Source organism: Synechococcus sp. MW101C3 (assembly GCF_002252635.1).
Taxonomy (GTDB): Bacteria; Cyanobacteriota; Cyanobacteriia; order PCC-6307; family Cyanobiaceae; genus MW101C3.
Window position 1 is genome coordinate 192350 of the sequence record NZ_NQKX01000005.1, and the last position, 16388, is coordinate 208737.

Sequence of the window (16388 nt, forward strand, 5' to 3'; positions counted from 1 at the left end):
CGGCAAACAGGCTCAACCTCAATTGGAACGTAGATCAACTCTTCGAACAGAGGAGCAGCGGCTCTGTCGCTGAGCCCCAAATCCTTCCGAACGATCAAGAAAGCAGGGTGCCGATTGAAGCATCTTCACCGATACCTGCATCACCGGCTGCGCCGTTCATCTACCCGCCTGCGCCGGGAAGTTTTTCCAGGCGTCCATCGCGACGCAGGCGGCCCTGCAACTTCAGCCAGCTGAGCGTGACCGGCAACGCCGCCACCAACGGCACCGCCACAAGGGCCGGCCTGGCGCTGGCGGCCAGCAAGGCCGCAGACACCGCCAGGCCTCCGAGCAAGAACGACTGACCTGCCGCCTGCTGGGCGGTGGCGAGGCGGCGCAGGATGCGGTCGGTTTCGCCGGCACGCATCTGCACCTGGAGATCTCCCTGCTCAAGACGTGAAAGGCTGTCTTCCAGGCGGCGGGGCAGACCCAGCGCGCGGCTGCTGAGCTCGCCGGCCTGGCGGCCCAGTTCGCCGAGGAAATCGTTGGGTCCAGTGCCGCCGGAGGTCATCAGGGGGAGGAGGTAAGGGCGGGCAATGGCCACCAGGCTAAAGGTGGGGTCGAGGCTGCGGCCGACCCCCTCGAAGGTGGAGAGGGCGCGCATCACGAAGATCAGCTCCGCCGGCAGGCGGAATGGCTGGCCATACACCAGGTCGTAGAGGTCGCCGGAGAGCTTCTCCAGCACATTGGCGGAGAAAGGCGGCGTCAGCGCCTCGGTGAGCATCACCCGCACCAGGCGCCGCACCGGGCCGGCGTCGATGCCGGCGGCGATGACGCCCGCCCCCTGCATCTCTTCCACGAGGGCGCCGGCGTCGCGGGCGGCAGCGGCCCGCACCATGCGGCCCAGCCGCCCGCGCAGGCGCGAGGAGAGCTGGCCCATCATGCCGAAGTCGTAATAGATGAGGGCGCCATCGCTGGCCACCGCCAGGTTGCCGGGATGGGGATCGGCGTGGAAAAAGCCGAAACGCACCAGCTGCTGGAGATAACTGGCCGCCCCCTTTTCCGCCACCGCCGCAGGATCGATGCCCGCCTCAACCAAGGCAGGGCGGTCGTTGATCTTGATGCCGGGGAGATAATCGAGGCAGAGCACCCGGCGGGTGCTCAGTTCCCAGATCACCGCCGGAATACGGATGCCGGGATCATCCAGAAACTGCTGGCGGAAGCGGGCGGCATGTTCAGCTTCGAGGCGAAAGTCGAGTTCCCGCAGTAACACGCGCCGGCATTCCTGAGCGATCGAAACCCAGTCACGGCCCTGGCCCCAGCGGGGATGGCGCTGCAGCACCGCCGCCACCTGCTGCATCACCTCCAGATCGAGCCGGAACAGCCGCTCCAACCCCGGCCGCTGGATCTTGAACACCACCTGGCGACCGCTGCGCAGGCTGGCGCGGTGCACCTGGGCCAGGCTGGCGGAGCCGAGCGGCAGCTCCGCCAGATCGATGATCTCGTTGCAGCGCTCGCCCAGTTCCTCCTCCAGCAGCCGCTGCACGGTGGCGAAGGGGAAAGCGGGCACCCGGTCTTGCAGGTGCGCCAACTCCTCCACCCAGCCGGCGGGCAGCACATCGGGGCGAGCCGAGAGCAGCTGGCCCAACTTGATGAAGGCCGATCCCAGGCTGAGCAGCTCGTTGGTGAGCCAGCGGGCACGCTGGCGCTGACGCACAGCACGATGCTCCGTGCTCGGCGGCCCCTTACCCCGGTACGACCAGGCCCGGCCATCCAGCCACAGCCCGGCCAACAGCAACAGCACGCCGCGCCAGATGCGCAACGAACGGGACAGGCCCCGCCACCCTTGCAGCAGGCGCCCCATCAGGGCCGGTCCTCAAGGCGGCGCGACAGGCGCGCCACCTGGGCCCGCAGGGCATCGATCTGCTCCTGAGGCGTGCCCCAGGCGGCAGTGGCCACCGACTGCGCGTCCATGGCGCCGGAAGCAGCGCCTGATGCCGACGCCGACCCAGCCGCCGGATCGGTTTCCAGCCGCTCCGCCTCCGCCTCCACCTCTTCCAGGAAGAGGCTCCATTCCTGGCGCAGCCGCTCGGGCGCCTCCTGGGCAAGCACCGCCAGGGCTGCGGCGGTTTCCACCAGGCTGCTGCCAAGCCGGGCACCCAACCTGTTGATGGCGGCCTGAACGATGGATTGGGGCGCGCTCATGCGGGGGCCGTTGGTTGGCGAAACTGTGGCAGATCAGGGCGTTGTGCCGTTGGGATCAGCCGCCGCCGGCGGCTCAGTGGGCGTGATCACCGAATCGGAAGGAGGTGGCGGCTCGGCCGGCAACAGCGGCGCTTCCGGCACCGGCTCCTCGCGGGTGCTGGCCTTCGGGTCGGCGGGCGCCGGGGTGGCCCGGGCCGCAGCCTCGCGCTTCTCCTGTTCCTCGCGGCGGCGCTGCTCCTGCTCCAGCAGGCCCAGGTCTTCGACCCCCTCGCTGGGGGTACCGAAGCGCATGCGCAGGCTCTCCAGGCTGGTGCCAGGAGTGGGCCTCACCTCAAAACCCTCACCGAGGCGGGCCGTGCCATCGGGACGGAGATCGAGCAGGCGCCCGGTGAGGCCGTAGCCGAGCCCGAAGGCAACTCCCGCCACCAGCGCCAGCGTCCAGCCGGGAATTGGGGGCTGGGCCGGCGGGCGGGCGCCGGGGGTTCGTGCGCCGGAGCGGCCGGCGGAATCGGCGTCGGCGCCCCTGGCGGGACGCTTTGACCTGCGACGCGCACCGGCCTGGGTCATTGGTCACGGTTGGAAGGCCCCCATCCTGCCCGTGCCTGTGCGGAGCCGCCACGGCTGGCCGGCAGGTGACCGTTTGGGTGCCAGACCGTGGGCTGGGCGGATCGCTGAGCACAGCTGCGGAATCTTGGCGATGTCCTGTGGCTCACATCTCCCTCGACGCTAGGGTTTTGCTGCTCTTGCAGACCATTCAAGGTGACCTATTGCATCGGTTACTGGCTGGAAAAAGGGTTGGTTTTTGCTTCTGATTCCCGCACGAATGCCGGAGTTGATTATATTTCCAGCTATAGCAAGATATATGTGTTTCAGCCGGCCTCCGATCGGCTGTTCGTGCTGCTGGCCGCCGGCAATCTCGCCACCACTCAGGCGGTGGTGAACCACATCCAGCGCGACCTTGACCAGGAGATCGCTAGCCAAGCCAGCACTGGTGAGGACCTGCGTTCCTGCCACTACCTGTTCGAAGCGGCCAACTACATCGGCGCGGTGAGCGTGGCGGTGCAGGAGAAGCACCGGGCCGCTCTGCAGCAGGCAGGCACCAGTGCCGAGGCCACCTTCATCCTGGGCGGGCAGATCGGCACCGAACCCCACGGCCTGTTCATGGTGTACCCCCAGGGGAATGCGGTGATGGCCACGCCGCAGACCCCCTATCTCCAGATCGGTGAATCGAAGTACGGCAAGCCGCCGCTCGACAATGTGGGCTCCACCAATCTGTCGCTGGAGGATGCCGCCCGGCTCTGCCTGATCTCGGAAGTACTCACCCACCGCTCCAACCTCACCGTTGGGCCGCCGTTTGAGCTGGCGATCGTGCCCCGCAACAAGCACTCGGTGGCCCATCGCGTCACCTTCGAGGCGGAGGCGCCGGAACTGGCCGCCATGATCGACACCTGGAGCAGCGCCCAGCGGGAAGCCCTGCACCGGCTGCCCAGCTTCGTCTGGGAGCAGAACCAGGACGCGGCCTGACGCGCCGGTCGCCAACGCCCCACCACCAGCCGTTCACCCATGCACACCGTTTCCGAGTGGATCTCCACCGGCCACCTGCCCTCCGCCGAGGTGGTGGAGGCACTGGTGCTGGAGGCGCATCAGCGCTTTGCGCCGGTGCGAGAGGGCAAGGTGGCCGATTACATCCCCGCCCTGGCCGCCGCAGATGCCGAGCAGTTCGGCATCTGCGTGGCCGGCTGCGGCGGGCAGCTGATCGAAGCGGGCGATTCCCGCGCCTCCTTCAGCATCCAGAGCATCTCGAAGCCGTTTCAGTTCGCGCTCATCTGCCAGGCGATCGGTGAAGACGAAGCCCGCGAAAAACTGGGGGTGAACAGCACCGGCCTGCCCTTCAATTCGGTGCTGGCGGTGGAGCGGAGCAGCGAAGGGCTCTCCAATCCGATGGTGAATGCCGGCGCCATCGCCGCCACCAGCCTGGCGCCAGGCACCACGCCCGAGGAGAAGTGGGCCTTCATCGAGGCCGGCTTCTCCCGCTTCGCCGGCCGGCCCCTGGAGGTGGATGAAGAGGTGTACAGCTCCGAGCTGGCTACCAACCGACGCAATACCGGCATCGCCAGCCTGCTGAGCGCTCAGCAGCGCCTCTGGTGGGATCCGGAAGAGGCCACCGATCTCTACACCCGTCAATGCTCGCTGCGGGTCACCAGTGCCGACCTGGCCGTGATGGCGGCCACGCTGGCCAACGGCGGGCGCCAGCCGGTCACAGGGGAGCAGGTGATCGATGCCATCCATTGCCAGCACGTGCTGGCGGTGATGGTCACCGCCGGGCTGTACGAAACCTCCGGCGACTGGCTCTACGCCACCGGCCTGCCCGGCAAGAGCGGCGTGGCCGGCGGCATGATCACGGTGGCACCGGGCAAGGGTGGCCTGGCCACCTACGCGCCACCGCTCGATGAGGCGGGCAACAGCGTGCGCGGCCAGCTCACGGCCCGTTTTCTCTCGGAAGCCCTGGGCCTGAACCTGTTCGCCTCCAGGGCAGAGAGCCACCAATGATCAGCACCACGAATCTCGTGCGGTATCTCCTGCTGGTGGCCTGCGTTGGCGTCACGGTGCTGATCTTCGACTACTTCTCAGGCACGATTGCGGTGTTCACCGCTGCCGCCATCGTGGCGGCGCTGCTCAACATCCCGGTGACCTGGCTGAGCCGCTCTCTGCCACGGGGATGGGCGATTGCCATCGTTTCTCTCAGCGCCCTGCTCCTCCTGATCGGTTTCGTCACCGGCATTGGCCTGCAGGTGCTGAACCAGGGCCAGGGCCTGGTGCTGGATCTGCAGAGCAGGATGAAGCAGCAGGATCTCACGCCTCTGCAAGGCTACCTCGAAGCCTATGGATTCGACAGAATCACCTCCCTGCTGCAGGAGGGATTGCTGACGGGGCTGGGGTTGCTGCAGACCGTGTTCTCCGGTGTGTTCACCGGGATTTTCGGTGCGGTGATCAGCCTCTACATGTTGATCGATGGGGAGAAGCTCTGGAAAGGGTTTCTGCGGCTGATTCCGGAAGCCCACCGGGATCGTTTTGCCCACACCTTTCTGCAGAGCGTGCTGGGGTTCATTCGTGGTCAGCTGCTTCTGATGGTGTTTCTGACCGTCTCGACGGCTGTGGTTTTTCCCCTGCTGGGTGTGAAGTACAGCCTGATCCTGGCGGTGATCGTGGGGGTTCTGGATGTGATCCCCGGCATCGGTGCCACCCTCGGCATCGTGCTGGTCTCGGTGATGGTCTTTGCCTCCCAGGGAGGAGAGATCGGCCTGCGGGCCTTGATCGCTTCGCTGCTGCTCGGCCAGATTCAGGACAACATCGTGCGCCCCAGGGTGATGGGCAGGGCGATGGAGCTCAATCCGGTGCTGCTCTTTCTCTCGCTCTTCATCGGTCAGCGGGTTGCTGGTCTGCTGGGGGTGTTTCTGGCCATCCCGATCGCGGGCATGATTGCCCTCTGGCTCCATACGGAACGCCAGCAGCAGGAGGCCATCGCTCTCACACCCGCAGGCGATGAGTAGGGGCGGAGACGAGTAGGGGTGGAGCCTCTGCACTGAAGCTCCGCGCTGAACGTCTGCACTGAGCCTCTTCGCTGAAGAGTCTTGCCGCAGGCTCTGTCACGAGCAACGAGCACCACGATCTAGGCGCTCCCCTGTGCAGGTGGCCCTCGCTCCTGGTTCCCCTCGGTTCACGGGTTCCTCGCTTCAGGTGCCGGGATCTGAGCATCTCCAGCGGACTGCCATGCTGCTGCCTGGATGCGAGCTCTCCCATGGTTTCGATGCGCCTGATCCCACCGATCCTGCTCACCGCCTTGATGGTGGCCGCCGCCAGCACCACCAGCGCCGAGGCCCGCTGCCGCTTTCTGATGCCGCTCGGCGGCAGCGGCGAGCCGGTGGTGTCCAAGCGGATCGGCCCCGACCGGCTGCTGGGCCGCACCAACTGGAACACCGATTTCATCGTGGACCGGCCCTTCCGTAGCTATCAGTTCTTCTTCACGTCGGCCTCGACCGAACGGGCCACCTTCCCAGTGGCCGCCTTCATGCGCTTCACCGATGGCACCAGCCTGCAGGTGGTGAATGAAACCCCCACCTTTGAACCGGGTACCGGCCGGAAGTTCGGCCCGTTTCAGGCGGTGCCGGGCAAGCGCACCAACCTGATGAACTTCCGGGTGGGCTCCAGCACCAGGCCCGCAGCCGTGGGTTTCAGTTACCGGATCTCCGTGCAGGGATGCGACTGAGGCGACGGCCGGCCTGAGCCACTCCTGCCCTGATCCCCACCCGCCATGCAATTCGAGAGCTTCGCCACGTTCAACATCGCCATCGTGGTGCTGGCGGTCGGCCGCTGGTTGAACCGGAAGGTGGCCTTTCTGAGGGAATTCAACATTCCCGAGCCTGTGACCAGTGGCCTGCTGGTGTGTGTGCTGCTGGCGGTGGTTCATGCGATTTCCGGGCTGGAGATCGGTTTCAACCTGCTCACCCGTGATTTTCTGCTGCTCTATTTCTTTGCGGCGATCGGCCTCAACGCTGACATCCGCACCCTGCTCTCCGGCGGACGACCCCTGCTGATCCTGATCGCCACCACGGTGGTGTTCATGCTGCTGCAGAACCTCACCGGCATCGGCGTAGCCACAGTGCTGGGCCTGAATCCACTGGTGGGGGTGCTGGGCGGTTCGGTGTCGCTGCTGGGTGGCCACGGCACCGCCATCGCCTGGGCTCCCCGCTTCGCGGAAACGCACGGCATCAGCAATGCGTTGGAAATCGGCGTGGCCTGCGCCACCTTCGGCCTGGTGCTCGCCTCGCTGATGGGCGGGCCGATCGCCCGGCTGCTGATCCAGCGCAACAAGCTCCAGCCCACTCCCTGCGTGGTGGAAGACGCCGCCGCCGAGAGCAACGCGCTCGAACGGGTCACCTACTTCACGCTGCTGCGGACCCTCTTCTGGCTCAACATGAGCCTGGGCCTGGGTGAACTGCTCTTCGAGGGATTGCAGGCCGTGGGCAGCAATCTGCCCCTGTTCGTGTGCTGCCTGTTCGCGGCGATCTTTCTGACCAACACCGTGCCGCGGTTGGTGAAGGTGCGCGAGCTGGCGCCGGCACGATCCCTGGCCATCGTGTCCGACATCGCCCTGGGCATCTTCCTGACAATGTCGCTGATGAGCCTGCAGCTGTGGACCATCGCCTCGCTGGCGGGCCCGATCATCGCCATCCTCACCGCCCAGTTCGTGGTGTCGTTCCTGTTCGCGCTGTTCGTGGTGTTCCGTGTGATGGGCCGCGATTACGAAGCGGCCGTGATCTGCGCCGGTTTCGGCGGCATTTCACTTGGGGCCACACCCACGGCGATGGCGAACATGTCGGCGGTGGCGCAGAAGTATGGGGCGGCACGGCGGGCGTTCATCGTGGTGCCGCTGGTATCGGGCTTCTTTGTGGACATCAGCAATGCGGTGATCATCCAGCGCTTCCTGAATGTGTTCGGCTGATCCAGCGGGCACAGTGCTCGCAGGGGGGTGACGGCGCTCAGCCGGCCACCGCAGCAGGCAGGGTGCCCATGAAGCGCTGCAGCTGACGCGTTTCGAGTTCGAGCACGCGCTTGGCGAAGTCCTGATCGCGATCGAGCAGAGCATCGAAGCCATCCACCGGCACCGCCAGCAGGCGCGTGCCCTCCTGCGCCGCCGTGATCGTGTTCTCCGTGGCGCTGTGGGTGAGCACCTCGAGCTCATCGAGCATCTGGCCCGGCCGGAAGCGCTCCTGCCGGGTGCCTTGGCCATCAGCGCTGGGGTCGCCATCGCGGTAGTGCACCAGGGCTTCGCCTTCGATCAGCAACAGCAGTTCGCGGCAGGTGTCGCCGGTTTCGGTGATCAGGGCGCCGGCGCTGTAACGGCGCAGCTCAGAGACCTCCGCCAGGGCGTTGATGGTGTCGAGGTGGAGGCCGCGGAACGCCTCGCAGGTGGCGAGCACCACCCGCTTTTCGAGCTCAGGGCAGGCCTCGAGACTGGGCGGCGTATCGCCCTGGGCCAGCAGGCGCTCGGCCGTGCTTGCCAGCAGCGGGGCGGACGCGCCACCGCGCAGCGCCGCTGCCTGGGCCTGGCCCTTCTGGCCGTCCAGCCGGGCGATCAGGAACAGGGCGGACGCCTGGATCAGCGGGTTGCGGTCCTGCAGCAGGGTGTCGAGGTGGTGCAGGGTGACCGGCAGGGGAACCACCAGCGAGCAGCTGGCGCCTGTGCCCGGCTGGGTGAGTGCCGCCAGCACCTCCGCCGGCAGGCGCTCCTGCCACGGCTCCTGCTCCAGCAGCTCCAGCAGCACCAATGGCGAGAGCTTCTGCAGATCCGCCACCAGGGCGGGCACGGCAGGATCCTGCTGCAGGGTGGCCAGGGCCCACAGGATCGCCCGCAGGCTCAGCTGCTCCCGGTGGCGGATGTGCCCGCTGAGCAGGGCGCGCACCACCGGCGCCTCCGGCAGCGACGGCTGCTGCAGGGCGCGGAAGGCCTCAATCAGTTCCGGCAGGCGCTGCAGCAGCACCTCAGCCTTCTGGGCGGCGCTGGCCTGCGGCGACAGCCCGCCGAGAATCTCCTCCTCCTCCGCGGCGGTGATGCCGTAGCGGCGACGCAGCGAGCGGATCGCCTTGGTGTCGCCCTGCTCCTGCGCACGGCTCTGCAGCCGCATCAGTCGATCGAGCGACTTGCGGTAGCCGCTGAGCCGCACCTGATCCTCCAGGCTGCGGCGGTTGGCGGGATCGAGCAGGGTGGGATCCTCCACCCCCAGCTCTTCGAGCAGCTGCTCGTGCTCCTCATCGGAGATGCCGAGCTCGCGGCGCATCTGCTGCAGCACCTCCAGGCTGGTGGCCACACTCACGTAGCCCTCCTCAAGCGCCTCACGCACCACGCCCTTGTAGGCCTCGTGGCGTTTCTCGCTGCTGAAGCCCGGCAGCACCTTGGCCAGCACATACACCTCGTGGGCGTTGAGGTCGCCGAGGGTGCGGCCATCGAGGAAGCGGCCCACATCGAGCTGGAGGCGCTCCAGTTGCTTGCGGAAGCGGCTGGCCAGGTTCTCGCGGCTGTAGATCTCGGGGTTGCGGCGCCAGGCCTTGTACACCCACAGCGTGCTGAAGGCCACCAGGGCGCCGTCGAAGAGGTATTGCACCCAGGGCGGCAGCAGCCGCAGCAGCGGCCGACCCGCAAACAGAAAAAAGAAGTTGAACACCAGGAAGGTGGCCACCACAAAGATGCGGTGGCGGAGCTGCTCCGGCGGCAGCGGCATGGCACCGCTGCGGGCGGCAAGGCGCCGTTCGCGGGAGCGCGCACCGGCTTCGATCCAGCGCCCCACCACCACCCCCAGCCAGGTGAACAGCCCCAGCACCAGGGGCACCGCCACCAGGCGGGGGATGGGGATGGCCTGGCCGAACAGGAACAGCCCGGGGCTGAGCAGGGTGGCGAGCTGGTCGCTCTGGCGGACCCAGATCCCGGAGAAGTAGTACTCCCAGTTGCCGGCGTACAGGTAGTAATAGAGGAAGTAGCCCAGCACCAGCCCCACATAGCCATAACGCTCGAAGGCGAAGGCCGGTGTGGTGATCCGCGCCCAGTACATACGCTCGGCGTCGATGTCGATGCAGGGTTGCTGGCAGGCCACACAGGCGCTCTGCTCGCTGCCATCGGGCAGCGTGGTGCGGCACATCGACTGGGTGATCGGCTGCTCGCTCAGGTGCGCCTTGCTGCCCAGCAGCCCGGAGGGGGCGGAGAACACGCTCTGCACCGGCGCCATCGGGCAGAAGTACTGGCACCAGGCCTTGCCGCCGTACAGCCAACCCACCAGCATCGCCACTGCGATCGTGCCCAGCAGCCAGGCGGCCAGCACCAGGCGATCCGCATTGAAGAAAAGGATGCGGCCGCAGAGGCCCGCGAACAGCCAGCCGAACTGCACGCTCGAGTAGTGGCGGGCCAGCCAGGAATCGGCGGGCACCTTGGCCAGCTGGGGGCGCCGCTCGCCGGTGCGGGGATTGAGCTTGGCGATCTGGCGCTGCAGGCCCAGGGCGCGAGGGATCTGGGAGAGGAAGGAGAGCGGGCAGATGCGGCGCCACAGCTCATGGCCGAACACCAGCAGGATGAAGATTCCCGAGGGCACCACCGCCCCCCAGAAGAGGGTGGTGCCGAGCGGATAAGGCTGCTCGCCCAGGCAGCGGTCCTGCACAGGCACGCAGGCCTCGCTCAGGCGCAATGGACTCCAGGGGTGGCCCGGCTCGGTGAGCGCGGGACTCCAGGGGTCGAAGAACAGCGAGGCGATGATCAACAGCCAGCCGGTGGTGAGAATCCAGCGGATGACATGCATCCGGGATTCACGCAGCTGAATCGCCATCGGCCCCTGAAATCGGTGCGCTGACCCTAGCGATCAAACGCGAGCAAAGACCCACGCAAGCCGCTGGTACCAGGGGATTCAGGTGGTGTAGTCGGCGTTGATGCGCACGTATTGATCCGAAAGGTCGCAGCCCCAGGCCAGGCCGTGGCCGGGGCCGTCGCCCACCACCAGCCGGATGGCCACGGTGTCGTCATCGAGATAGGCGCCGGCGGCGCGATCGGCCATGTAGCGGGAGGCGGCCGGGCGATCGAAGGGCAGGGGCTGGCCGGCGGCCATCAGTTGGTACACCCCCAGCCAGAGCGCCACGGCCTCGGGATCGAAGGGCACGTCGGCGCGGCCCGCCGCCGCCACGATGCGGCCCCAGTTCGGATCGCGGCCGTGGATGGCGCACTTCACCAGCGAGGAGCCGCAGATGGTGCGGGCGATGGCGCGGGCGCCGGCCTCGGTGGCGGCCCCTTCCACCTGCACCTCGATCAGGCAGCTGGCGCCTTCGCCGTCGCGGGCGATCGCCCGGGCCAGGTGCTGCGACACCGCCGTGAGGCCGGCCTCCAGCGCCTCGTAGTGCTCGGGGCTCAGGGGTTCACCGGCGGCAAAGGCCAGGTACGTGTCGTTGGTGCTGGTGTCGCCGTCCACCGTGATCGCGTTGAAGGAGCGGTCGACCGCCCGCTGCACCATGCCCCGCCACAGCTCAGCCGGCACGCCGGCATCGCAGCTGAGATAGCCCAGCATGGTGGCCATGGCGGGGTGGATCATCCCCGAGCCTTTGGCCATGCCGCCGAGGCGCACGCGCCGCCCGCCCAGGTTGGCCTCCAGGGCGATCTGCTTGTCGACCAGATCGGTGGTGAGGATCGCCGTGGCGGCGGCGCCGCCGCCCTCGGGGCTGAGGGCCGCCACCAGCGGATCGAGGCCCGCGATCAATGGGTCCATCGGGATCGGCACGCCGATCACCCCGGTGGAGCAGATCAGCACCTGCTCCGGCGCCAGCTCCAGCTGGGCGGCGAGGGCGGAGGTGGCGGTGAGGCTGTCGGCCAGGCCGCGCGCGCCGGTGCAGGCGTTGGCCTGGCCTGAATTGGTGAGCACGGCGCGGGCCCGGCCGCCGCTGGCCGCCAGCCGCTGCTCACAGAGATCCACGCAGGCGGCGCGCACCCGGTTGGTGGTGAAGCTGCCGGCGCACACCGCCCCTGCCGGTGCCAGCAACAGGGAGAGATCGGGCTTGCCGGAGGCCTTCAGCCCGGCCGTGCTGCCGGCCGCCAGGAAACCGCTGGGGGCGGTGAGACCGCCGGGCACGGGCTGCCAGGGGGCGGGGATGCGGGTCATGGGGCGCCTGTTGGAGCTGTTGCCATCTTCGGGGGCGGCAGGCGGCCAGCCGGGGGCGCGGGGCCTGGGCAAACCACTTGAGCACATGATGAAAAGCATGCAGCCACATCCTGGCCGGCATGAACTGGCATGAACTTGAGTGGTCTTTGGCGCTAGCTTGTTCCGCAGCCATATTCATTTATTTCGACACAAAAGCCGGTGATCTGAGATTGTTTTCAGGTGGCGATTGAACGAAACCGAACACTGTTGACATCTGATTGTGACTGGCTTTAGAGTGATTCTGTCGAAACTGCACTCAAGCGCGATGTGCCGGGTGCTTTCCGGAGAGAAAATGCCGTCGATCAAGGATTGTCCGATCGAGCAGTTCAATACTGAGCTCATCACTGCGCACTTCACGATCGAAACAGTCAATGAATCTGATGGCACGAATGCGTAAGGATGGGCTGGCTGGTTTACAGCCTCGCTGGAACGATGGCTATCCGCCAACAGGATGCCGGTGGGTTCACCGTTCAACTCTTCAAGCACATGCTGCGCCAGCTGACTGCTCGAGTTCCCCGAAGCGAGCCGTTGAGGGCCGGCGTGAGACCAGCGCTCCACAGTCACCCTGCGACTTGAGGCGAGCCTGATGGCCACACACCAGCGCCGCATCGGCCTCACCGGCGGCATCGCCACGGGCAAGAGCACCGTGGCCCAGTTGCTGCAGGCCCGCTTCGCTGTGCCGGTGCTTGATGCTGACCTCTACGCCAGGGAGGCGCTCGCTCCCGGAACCGCCGGCAGCCAAGCCGTCGTGGCACGCTTCGGCACCCAGGTGCTGGTGCCGCGGCTGGGCGAAGACGGCGGTGCTGAAGGTGCCGAAGCGGATCCCGCTGAGACGCTCGATCGGCGGGCTCTCGGTCGGCTGGTGTTCAGCGATCCAGTGGAGCGCCGTTGGCTGGAAGGATTGGTGCACCCGCTGGTGCGCCAGCGCTTTACCCAGGAGCTGGCGGGCCTTGCAGAGGAACCGGCCGTGGTGCTGATGATCCCTCTCCTGTTCGAGGCCGGCCTGGAGTCGCTTTGCTCGGAAATCTGGTTGGTGGACTGTGAACCAGCCGAACAACGGGCACGTCTGCTGGCGCGCGATGGCACCACGGCTGCCGACGCCGACGCCAGGATCGCTGCCCAGTGGCCGCTGGAGCGCAAGCGCTCGCTTGCCGATGTGCTGATCGACAACCGCCAAGGCGCCGAAAGCCTGGCGAGCCAGCTGGGGCGGGCGCTCGGGCTGGAGGCAACGGGCGAAAGGCGCTAAGCCCTTGCTCGCCTGTGAAAACTGGCTGGAGCCGCAGCAGGCTGGAAGCGCTTAACGCCGGGTGGTGACGGAGGAGGCCGGCACGCGAGACGGCACGAGGTCATGCGAACGCGGGCGGGAAAAAACGCCCATGACGCTTCGGCACCGCCGTGCGCTCGCAGGACGGCACTGGAGCGCGCCTAGCGCGAAGGCAAAGGCAAAGGCCAGCCCGGACACGCCAATCCGGATGCCGTTCTGTACCAGCTCCATGATTCCCTTCTGATCGGGGCCACGCAATTTCTGGTCCATCACCGCCTGGGTGCGGTCAAGATTGCGCAGGGTCTGGGTGCGTAGGGCCGCGATCGGCTGATCCAGCTGCTGATCGTTGATGGCCGGGCCCCGCAGCACCCGCATCTCTCGCTGCAGCTCCTGGGGCGTGGTGGCCTCACCTACGGCGCTGCGCAGGGCCACGAACGTGGCTTCGGTGCTAGCCCTGCGTTGGGCGAGCTGATCCGCATCTGCGGTGAACAGTGTCCACAGAGCGGTGGCCTGCAGCGGGACCAGCAGGACGAAGCCCAAGGCCGCCACTAGGGCCCGCTGCCGCGCCGTGGCCAATCGCACCGTGTAGCGGGAGCGCTCCGGATCGAGATGGGCCGCCCCATGCAGCAGCAGAAAGCCCACCAGAGCCAGGGGAGCGGCCTGGATCACACCGCCGACCACTCGCAGCTGCCAGGTGGGATTGGTGGGATCGAGCGGCAGGAACAGCGTGAGGGCGCTGATCGCGAACACCACGAATAGACACGAAGCGGCGCCATCCAGAACGGCGCTGACGGCAACCGGCTGCCCCGTTGGGCGGGAAAACGGGGCGGGGAGGCCGGGGCGAGCGGTGGTCACGTGGGGTTCGCTGCGGAGATTCGTGAATGGGCCGGCGGGTGCTGCACCCCTGAGGGCGGAAGCGCCGTGGAGTCGACGGCCGGCCTTCAGGTGTGAACTGAGTGACCCACTCTCATGGATCTTTCAGGACATGGGCCGCCTGAGGAGGGCTGCAGTCGGGCAATGGCCGGAAGAGTGGGGCAATCGCCAGGAAACATACATGGTTTTCTCAGACTTTGCAAACCCTTTCATCATGCGTTGCTTCAGGCCGGACCATGGCGAGCCAGCCAGAGGGGATCCGAGCTGTGATGCAGCGTCGTGGCGGGGGAGGCCCTCCTACCGGAGGTGGGACGCCACGGCTCCTGACCGGCGACTCCATCAGCCAGCCGCGCTCAGCACGCCTGAAGGAACAGCCGACGCAACTGGCTGTGCGGCTAGAAGAGCCGTTGGACCCCAACGCCAGAGGCTCAGCAGGACAGCAGGCCCAGCGAGGCTTCAGGCTCGGACCTCAGCCGTTCAGCTTGGCGATCAGGATGATGAGCTTCGGGCCATCGTGGTTGAGTTCGTCAGCAGCATCAAGTTCTTGGGCAACCCGCAGGCGGTCGGCATCACGTTGCGCTAAGGCACGCTGAGCGATGGTCTGGAGGGCGAGGCGGGCGTTCATTACAGCAGTCCGCTCAGCGTGTAGCCGCCGAGAGATCCGTAGTCATCGAAGCCGGTGCTATTGAAGCCGGCGAAGGCGCCCTCTCCCACGCCATCCACGCGGACGAAATATGTGCCCGCAGGCAGGTTCAGATCCGTGAAGGCCGCGCCCTTGCTGTTGGTCGGCGAAGACGTGAAGGCTACGGTGCCGTTGCTCCTGAGAATGTCCATCTGCAGGTTGAGGCCGGAAATGTCGTCGGTGGCCCCGAAAGCAGTCTGCGTCCCTGCCCCCATTACGGCGCCAGCGGGGTCTACCCGAAGACTGAGCGGCCCGCCATTCCATTGGACCCTGAAAATGTCCACATCAGTCCTAGTGCTGATGGTGCCAGATACAAACCGACCGTCGCCTACGCTGCGAGTTGGCATGGTGCTGGTGATCAAGTCGGGGAAATCGTCAGGGCGCAGGCCAAGGCGAGCGGTTAGAGCGGCCACTTCATCGACGGCATTTGAGGCTGCGCGACCATTCTTGAAGTAGTCACCCTTACTCCACTGCGGGAACACATTTGTTCCAACAGGCGCCTTTCCCATGTAAGGGAACCAGCGATTGCCTGCTGTGGTTGCATGGCCGCCGTAATACTCCTCGGCACTTTCCGTGCTGGAAGCCAGAAGCCCCTTGTGCCGCAAATCAAGTGTGTGGCCGATTTCATGAACGGCAAAAAAGCCTACTTCGTTGACAGTTAGCGGCGTCCTTGTGTTCCATCTGACGGCGGCGATAGGGTTGCTGCTCGTGCCTCCAAACGAGTTTGACCTAGCAATCCCAGGAACGCTAGAAAGGGGGGCTGCATTCCTGGTCATGGTTGCCCCGATCAACAGTTTCCCTGCGTAGTATCCGGCACCGGGAAGTGGATTGGGGTCCGTAGTGAATCGCACGTTGAACGGAGCGTAAGCGCTGTCGAGAGCTTCAAGCACTTGGCGGCGCTGATCCAGCGTGTAGCCGCTGTTTGTCGTTGCATACCGGGACGAAGTTGTGACTTCGGTTGGTCCGGTTACGTGACCGTCGAAATCAACATGAACCCAAGGGATCCCTGCGGTGATGCTGTTGCCGCTTGGGCGTGCGGTGGTCAGCGTGTCGGGGTTGGTGATCCAGGTGCCAAACCGCTGGTCGTGGCTGGCGCGAATGTCGGAAGCTGCAGGCATTGCTAATCAGATGATGTTTTCGTGAAAGGGCCGGCGGGTGCTGCACCCCTGAGGGCGGAAACGCCGTGGAGTCGACGGCTGGCCTTCAGGCGTGAACTGAGAGACCCGCTCTCATGGATCTTTCAGGACGTGGGCCGCCTGAGGAGGGCTGCAGCCGGGCAATGACCGGAAGACTGTGCCAATCGACACCAAACATACATGGCCCTCTCAGGCTTTGCAAACCTTTTTCTCAGGCTTTGCTTCAGGCCGGACCACGGCGAGCCAGCCAGAGGGGAGGCGAGCTGTGATGCAGCGTCGTGGCGGGGGGCCTCCTACCGGAGGTGGGACACCACGGCACCTGACCGGCGACTCCATGAGTCACCAGCGCTCAGCACAGCTGAAGGACCAGCCGACGCGACTGGCTGTGCGGCTAGAAGAGCCGTTGGGCCCCAACTCCAGAGGCTCAGCAGGACAGCAGGACAGCAGGACAGCAGGCCCAGCGAGGGCTCAAGGCTCAGCGCCAAGCAGCCCTAGCGACCCAGCAGACTCTTCCCCTCTGGCGG

At 66.4% G+C, this 16388-nt stretch carries 14 protein-coding genes; 6 read left to right on the forward strand and 8 right to left on the reverse strand.

Annotation, left to right across the window (positions count from 1 at the left end; all coding sequences use genetic code 11):
• Positions 1–160: 160 nt before the first annotated feature.
• The 3 genes from CJZ80_RS07855 to CJZ80_RS07865 are packed head-to-tail and all read right to left on the reverse strand — an operon-like array spanning position 161 to position 2748.
• Positions 161–1840, reverse strand: a complete 1680-nt coding sequence (locus CJZ80_RS07855) for an AarF/ABC1/UbiB kinase family protein (protein WP_094512069.1) — start codon at positions 1838–1840, stop codon at positions 161–163.
• Positions 1840–2181 carry a hypothetical protein gene (locus CJZ80_RS07860; RefSeq protein WP_094512073.1) on the reverse strand — a complete coding sequence of 114 codons (342 nt, stop codon included), beginning with the start codon at positions 2179–2181 and terminating at the stop codon, positions 1840–1842. The genes CJZ80_RS07855 and CJZ80_RS07860 overlap by 1 nt, the downstream gene beginning before the upstream one ends.
• A 33-nt stretch (positions 2182–2214) precedes the next feature.
• Positions 2215–2748 carry a hypothetical protein gene (locus tag CJZ80_RS07865; protein ID WP_094512077.1) on the reverse strand — a complete coding sequence of 178 codons (534 nt, stop codon included), beginning with the start codon at positions 2746–2748 and terminating at the stop codon, positions 2215–2217.
• Between the two features lie 228 nt (positions 2749–2976).
• On the opposite strand from CJZ80_RS07865, the gene CJZ80_RS07870 reads away from it, so the two are divergent.
• The 5 genes from CJZ80_RS07870 to gltS all read left to right on the forward strand — a co-directional run bounded on the left by CJZ80_RS07870 (position 2977) and on the right by gltS (position 7684).
• Positions 2977–3705: a 20S proteasome subunit A/B gene (locus CJZ80_RS07870; RefSeq protein ID WP_233132908.1), complete on the forward strand. Its 729-nt coding sequence runs from the start codon at positions 2977–2979 to the stop codon at positions 3703–3705.
• A gap of 39 nt (positions 3706–3744) precedes the next feature.
• Positions 3745–4731, forward strand: a complete 987-nt coding sequence (gene glsA, locus CJZ80_RS07875; RefSeq protein WP_094512084.1) for a glutaminase A — start codon at positions 3745–3747, stop codon at positions 4729–4731.
• On the forward strand, positions 4728–5732 hold the full coding sequence (locus CJZ80_RS07880; RefSeq protein ID WP_094512086.1) for an AI-2E family transporter: 1005 nt from the start codon (positions 4728–4730) through the stop codon (positions 5730–5732). Before glsA ends, CJZ80_RS07880 begins: the two co-directional genes overlap by 4 nt.
• A 248-nt stretch (positions 5733–5980) precedes the next feature.
• Complete coding sequence (locus tag CJZ80_RS07885; RefSeq protein ID WP_369803007.1) at positions 5981–6448, forward strand: hypothetical protein; 468 nt, start codon at positions 5981–5983, stop codon at positions 6446–6448.
• A gap of 45 nt (positions 6449–6493) precedes the next feature.
• Positions 6494–7684 (forward strand): sodium/glutamate symporter, encoded by a 1191-nt coding sequence (gltS, locus tag CJZ80_RS07890; protein WP_094512090.1) that lies wholly within the window; start codon positions 6494–6496, stop codon positions 7682–7684.
• A gap of 37 nt (positions 7685–7721) precedes the next feature.
• Here the strand turns inward: gltS and CJZ80_RS07895 are convergent, their stop codons facing one another.
• Positions 7722–10553 carry a cyclic nucleotide-binding domain-containing protein gene (locus CJZ80_RS07895; RefSeq protein WP_094512095.1) on the reverse strand — a complete coding sequence of 944 codons (2832 nt, stop codon included), beginning with the start codon at positions 10551–10553 and terminating at the stop codon, positions 7722–7724.
• Between the two features lie 78 nt (positions 10554–10631).
• Positions 10632–11870 carry a bifunctional glutamate N-acetyltransferase/amino-acid acetyltransferase ArgJ gene (argJ, locus tag CJZ80_RS07900; protein WP_198948269.1) on the reverse strand — a complete coding sequence of 413 codons (1239 nt, stop codon included), beginning with the start codon at positions 11868–11870 and terminating at the stop codon, positions 10632–10634.
• Between the two features lie 625 nt (positions 11871–12495).
• Here argJ and coaE point away from each other — a divergent pair.
• Positions 12496–13155, forward strand: a complete 660-nt coding sequence (coaE, locus tag CJZ80_RS07905) for a dephospho-CoA kinase (protein WP_094512100.1) — start codon at positions 12496–12498, stop codon at positions 13153–13155.
• 51 nt (positions 13156–13206) lie between these two features.
• On the opposite strand, the gene CJZ80_RS07910 is transcribed toward coaE, so the two are convergent.
• The 3 genes from CJZ80_RS07910 to CJZ80_RS15085 all read right to left on the reverse strand — a co-directional run bounded on the left by CJZ80_RS07910 (position 13207) and on the right by CJZ80_RS15085 (position 15846).
• Positions 13207–14028, reverse strand: a complete 822-nt coding sequence (locus tag CJZ80_RS07910; protein ID WP_144036978.1) for an HpsJ family protein — start codon at positions 14026–14028, stop codon at positions 13207–13209.
• Between the two features lie 487 nt (positions 14029–14515).
• On the reverse strand, positions 14516–14671 hold the full coding sequence (locus tag CJZ80_RS15310; RefSeq protein WP_158217452.1) for a hypothetical protein: 156 nt from the start codon (positions 14669–14671) through the stop codon (positions 14516–14518).
• Positions 14671–15846, reverse strand: a complete 1176-nt coding sequence (locus CJZ80_RS15085) for a hypothetical protein (protein ID WP_144036979.1) — start codon at positions 15844–15846, stop codon at positions 14671–14673. Before CJZ80_RS15085 ends, CJZ80_RS15310 begins: the two co-directional genes overlap by 1 nt.
• Between the last annotated feature and the right edge of the window lie 542 nt (positions 15847–16388).

What these genes read in the sequence shown, in the direction of transcription:
- CJZ80_RS07855 (WP_094512069.1), bottom strand. Translation starts at nt 1,840, where the DNA reads ATGGGGCGCCTGCTGCAAGGGTGGCGGGGCCTGTCCCGTTCGTTGCGC.
- CJZ80_RS07860 (WP_094512073.1), bottom strand. Translation starts at nt 2,181, where the DNA reads ATGAGCGCGCCCCAATCCATCGTTCAGGCCGCCATCAACAGGTTGGGT.
- CJZ80_RS07865 (WP_094512077.1), bottom strand. Translation starts at nt 2,748, where the DNA reads ATGACCCAGGCCGGTGCGCGTCGCAGGTCAAAGCGTCCCGCCAGGGGC.
- glsA (WP_094512084.1), top strand. Translation starts at nt 3,745, where the DNA reads ATGCACACCGTTTCCGAGTGGATCTCCACCGGCCACCTGCCCTCCGCC.
- CJZ80_RS07880 (WP_094512086.1), top strand. Translation starts at nt 4,728, where the DNA reads ATGATCAGCACCACGAATCTCGTGCGGTATCTCCTGCTGGTGGCCTGC.
- CJZ80_RS07885 (WP_369803007.1), top strand. Translation starts at nt 5,981, where the DNA reads ATGGTTTCGATGCGCCTGATCCCACCGATCCTGCTCACCGCCTTGATG.
- gltS (WP_094512090.1), top strand. Translation starts at nt 6,494, where the DNA reads ATGCAATTCGAGAGCTTCGCCACGTTCAACATCGCCATCGTGGTGCTG.
- CJZ80_RS07895 (WP_094512095.1), bottom strand. Translation starts at nt 10,553, where the DNA reads ATGGCGATTCAGCTGCGTGAATCCCGGATGCATGTCATCCGCTGGATT.
- argJ (WP_198948269.1), bottom strand. Translation starts at nt 11,870, where the DNA reads ATGACCCGCATCCCCGCCCCCTGGCAGCCCGTGCCCGGCGGTCTCACC.
- coaE (WP_094512100.1), top strand. Translation starts at nt 12,496, where the DNA reads ATGGCCACACACCAGCGCCGCATCGGCCTCACCGGCGGCATCGCCACG.
- CJZ80_RS15310 (WP_158217452.1), bottom strand. Translation starts at nt 14,671, where the DNA reads ATGAACGCCCGCCTCGCCCTCCAGACCATCGCTCAGCGTGCCTTAGCG.
- CJZ80_RS15085 (WP_144036979.1), bottom strand. Translation starts at nt 15,846, where the DNA reads ATGCCTGCAGCTTCCGACATTCGCGCCAGCCACGACCAGCGGTTTGGC.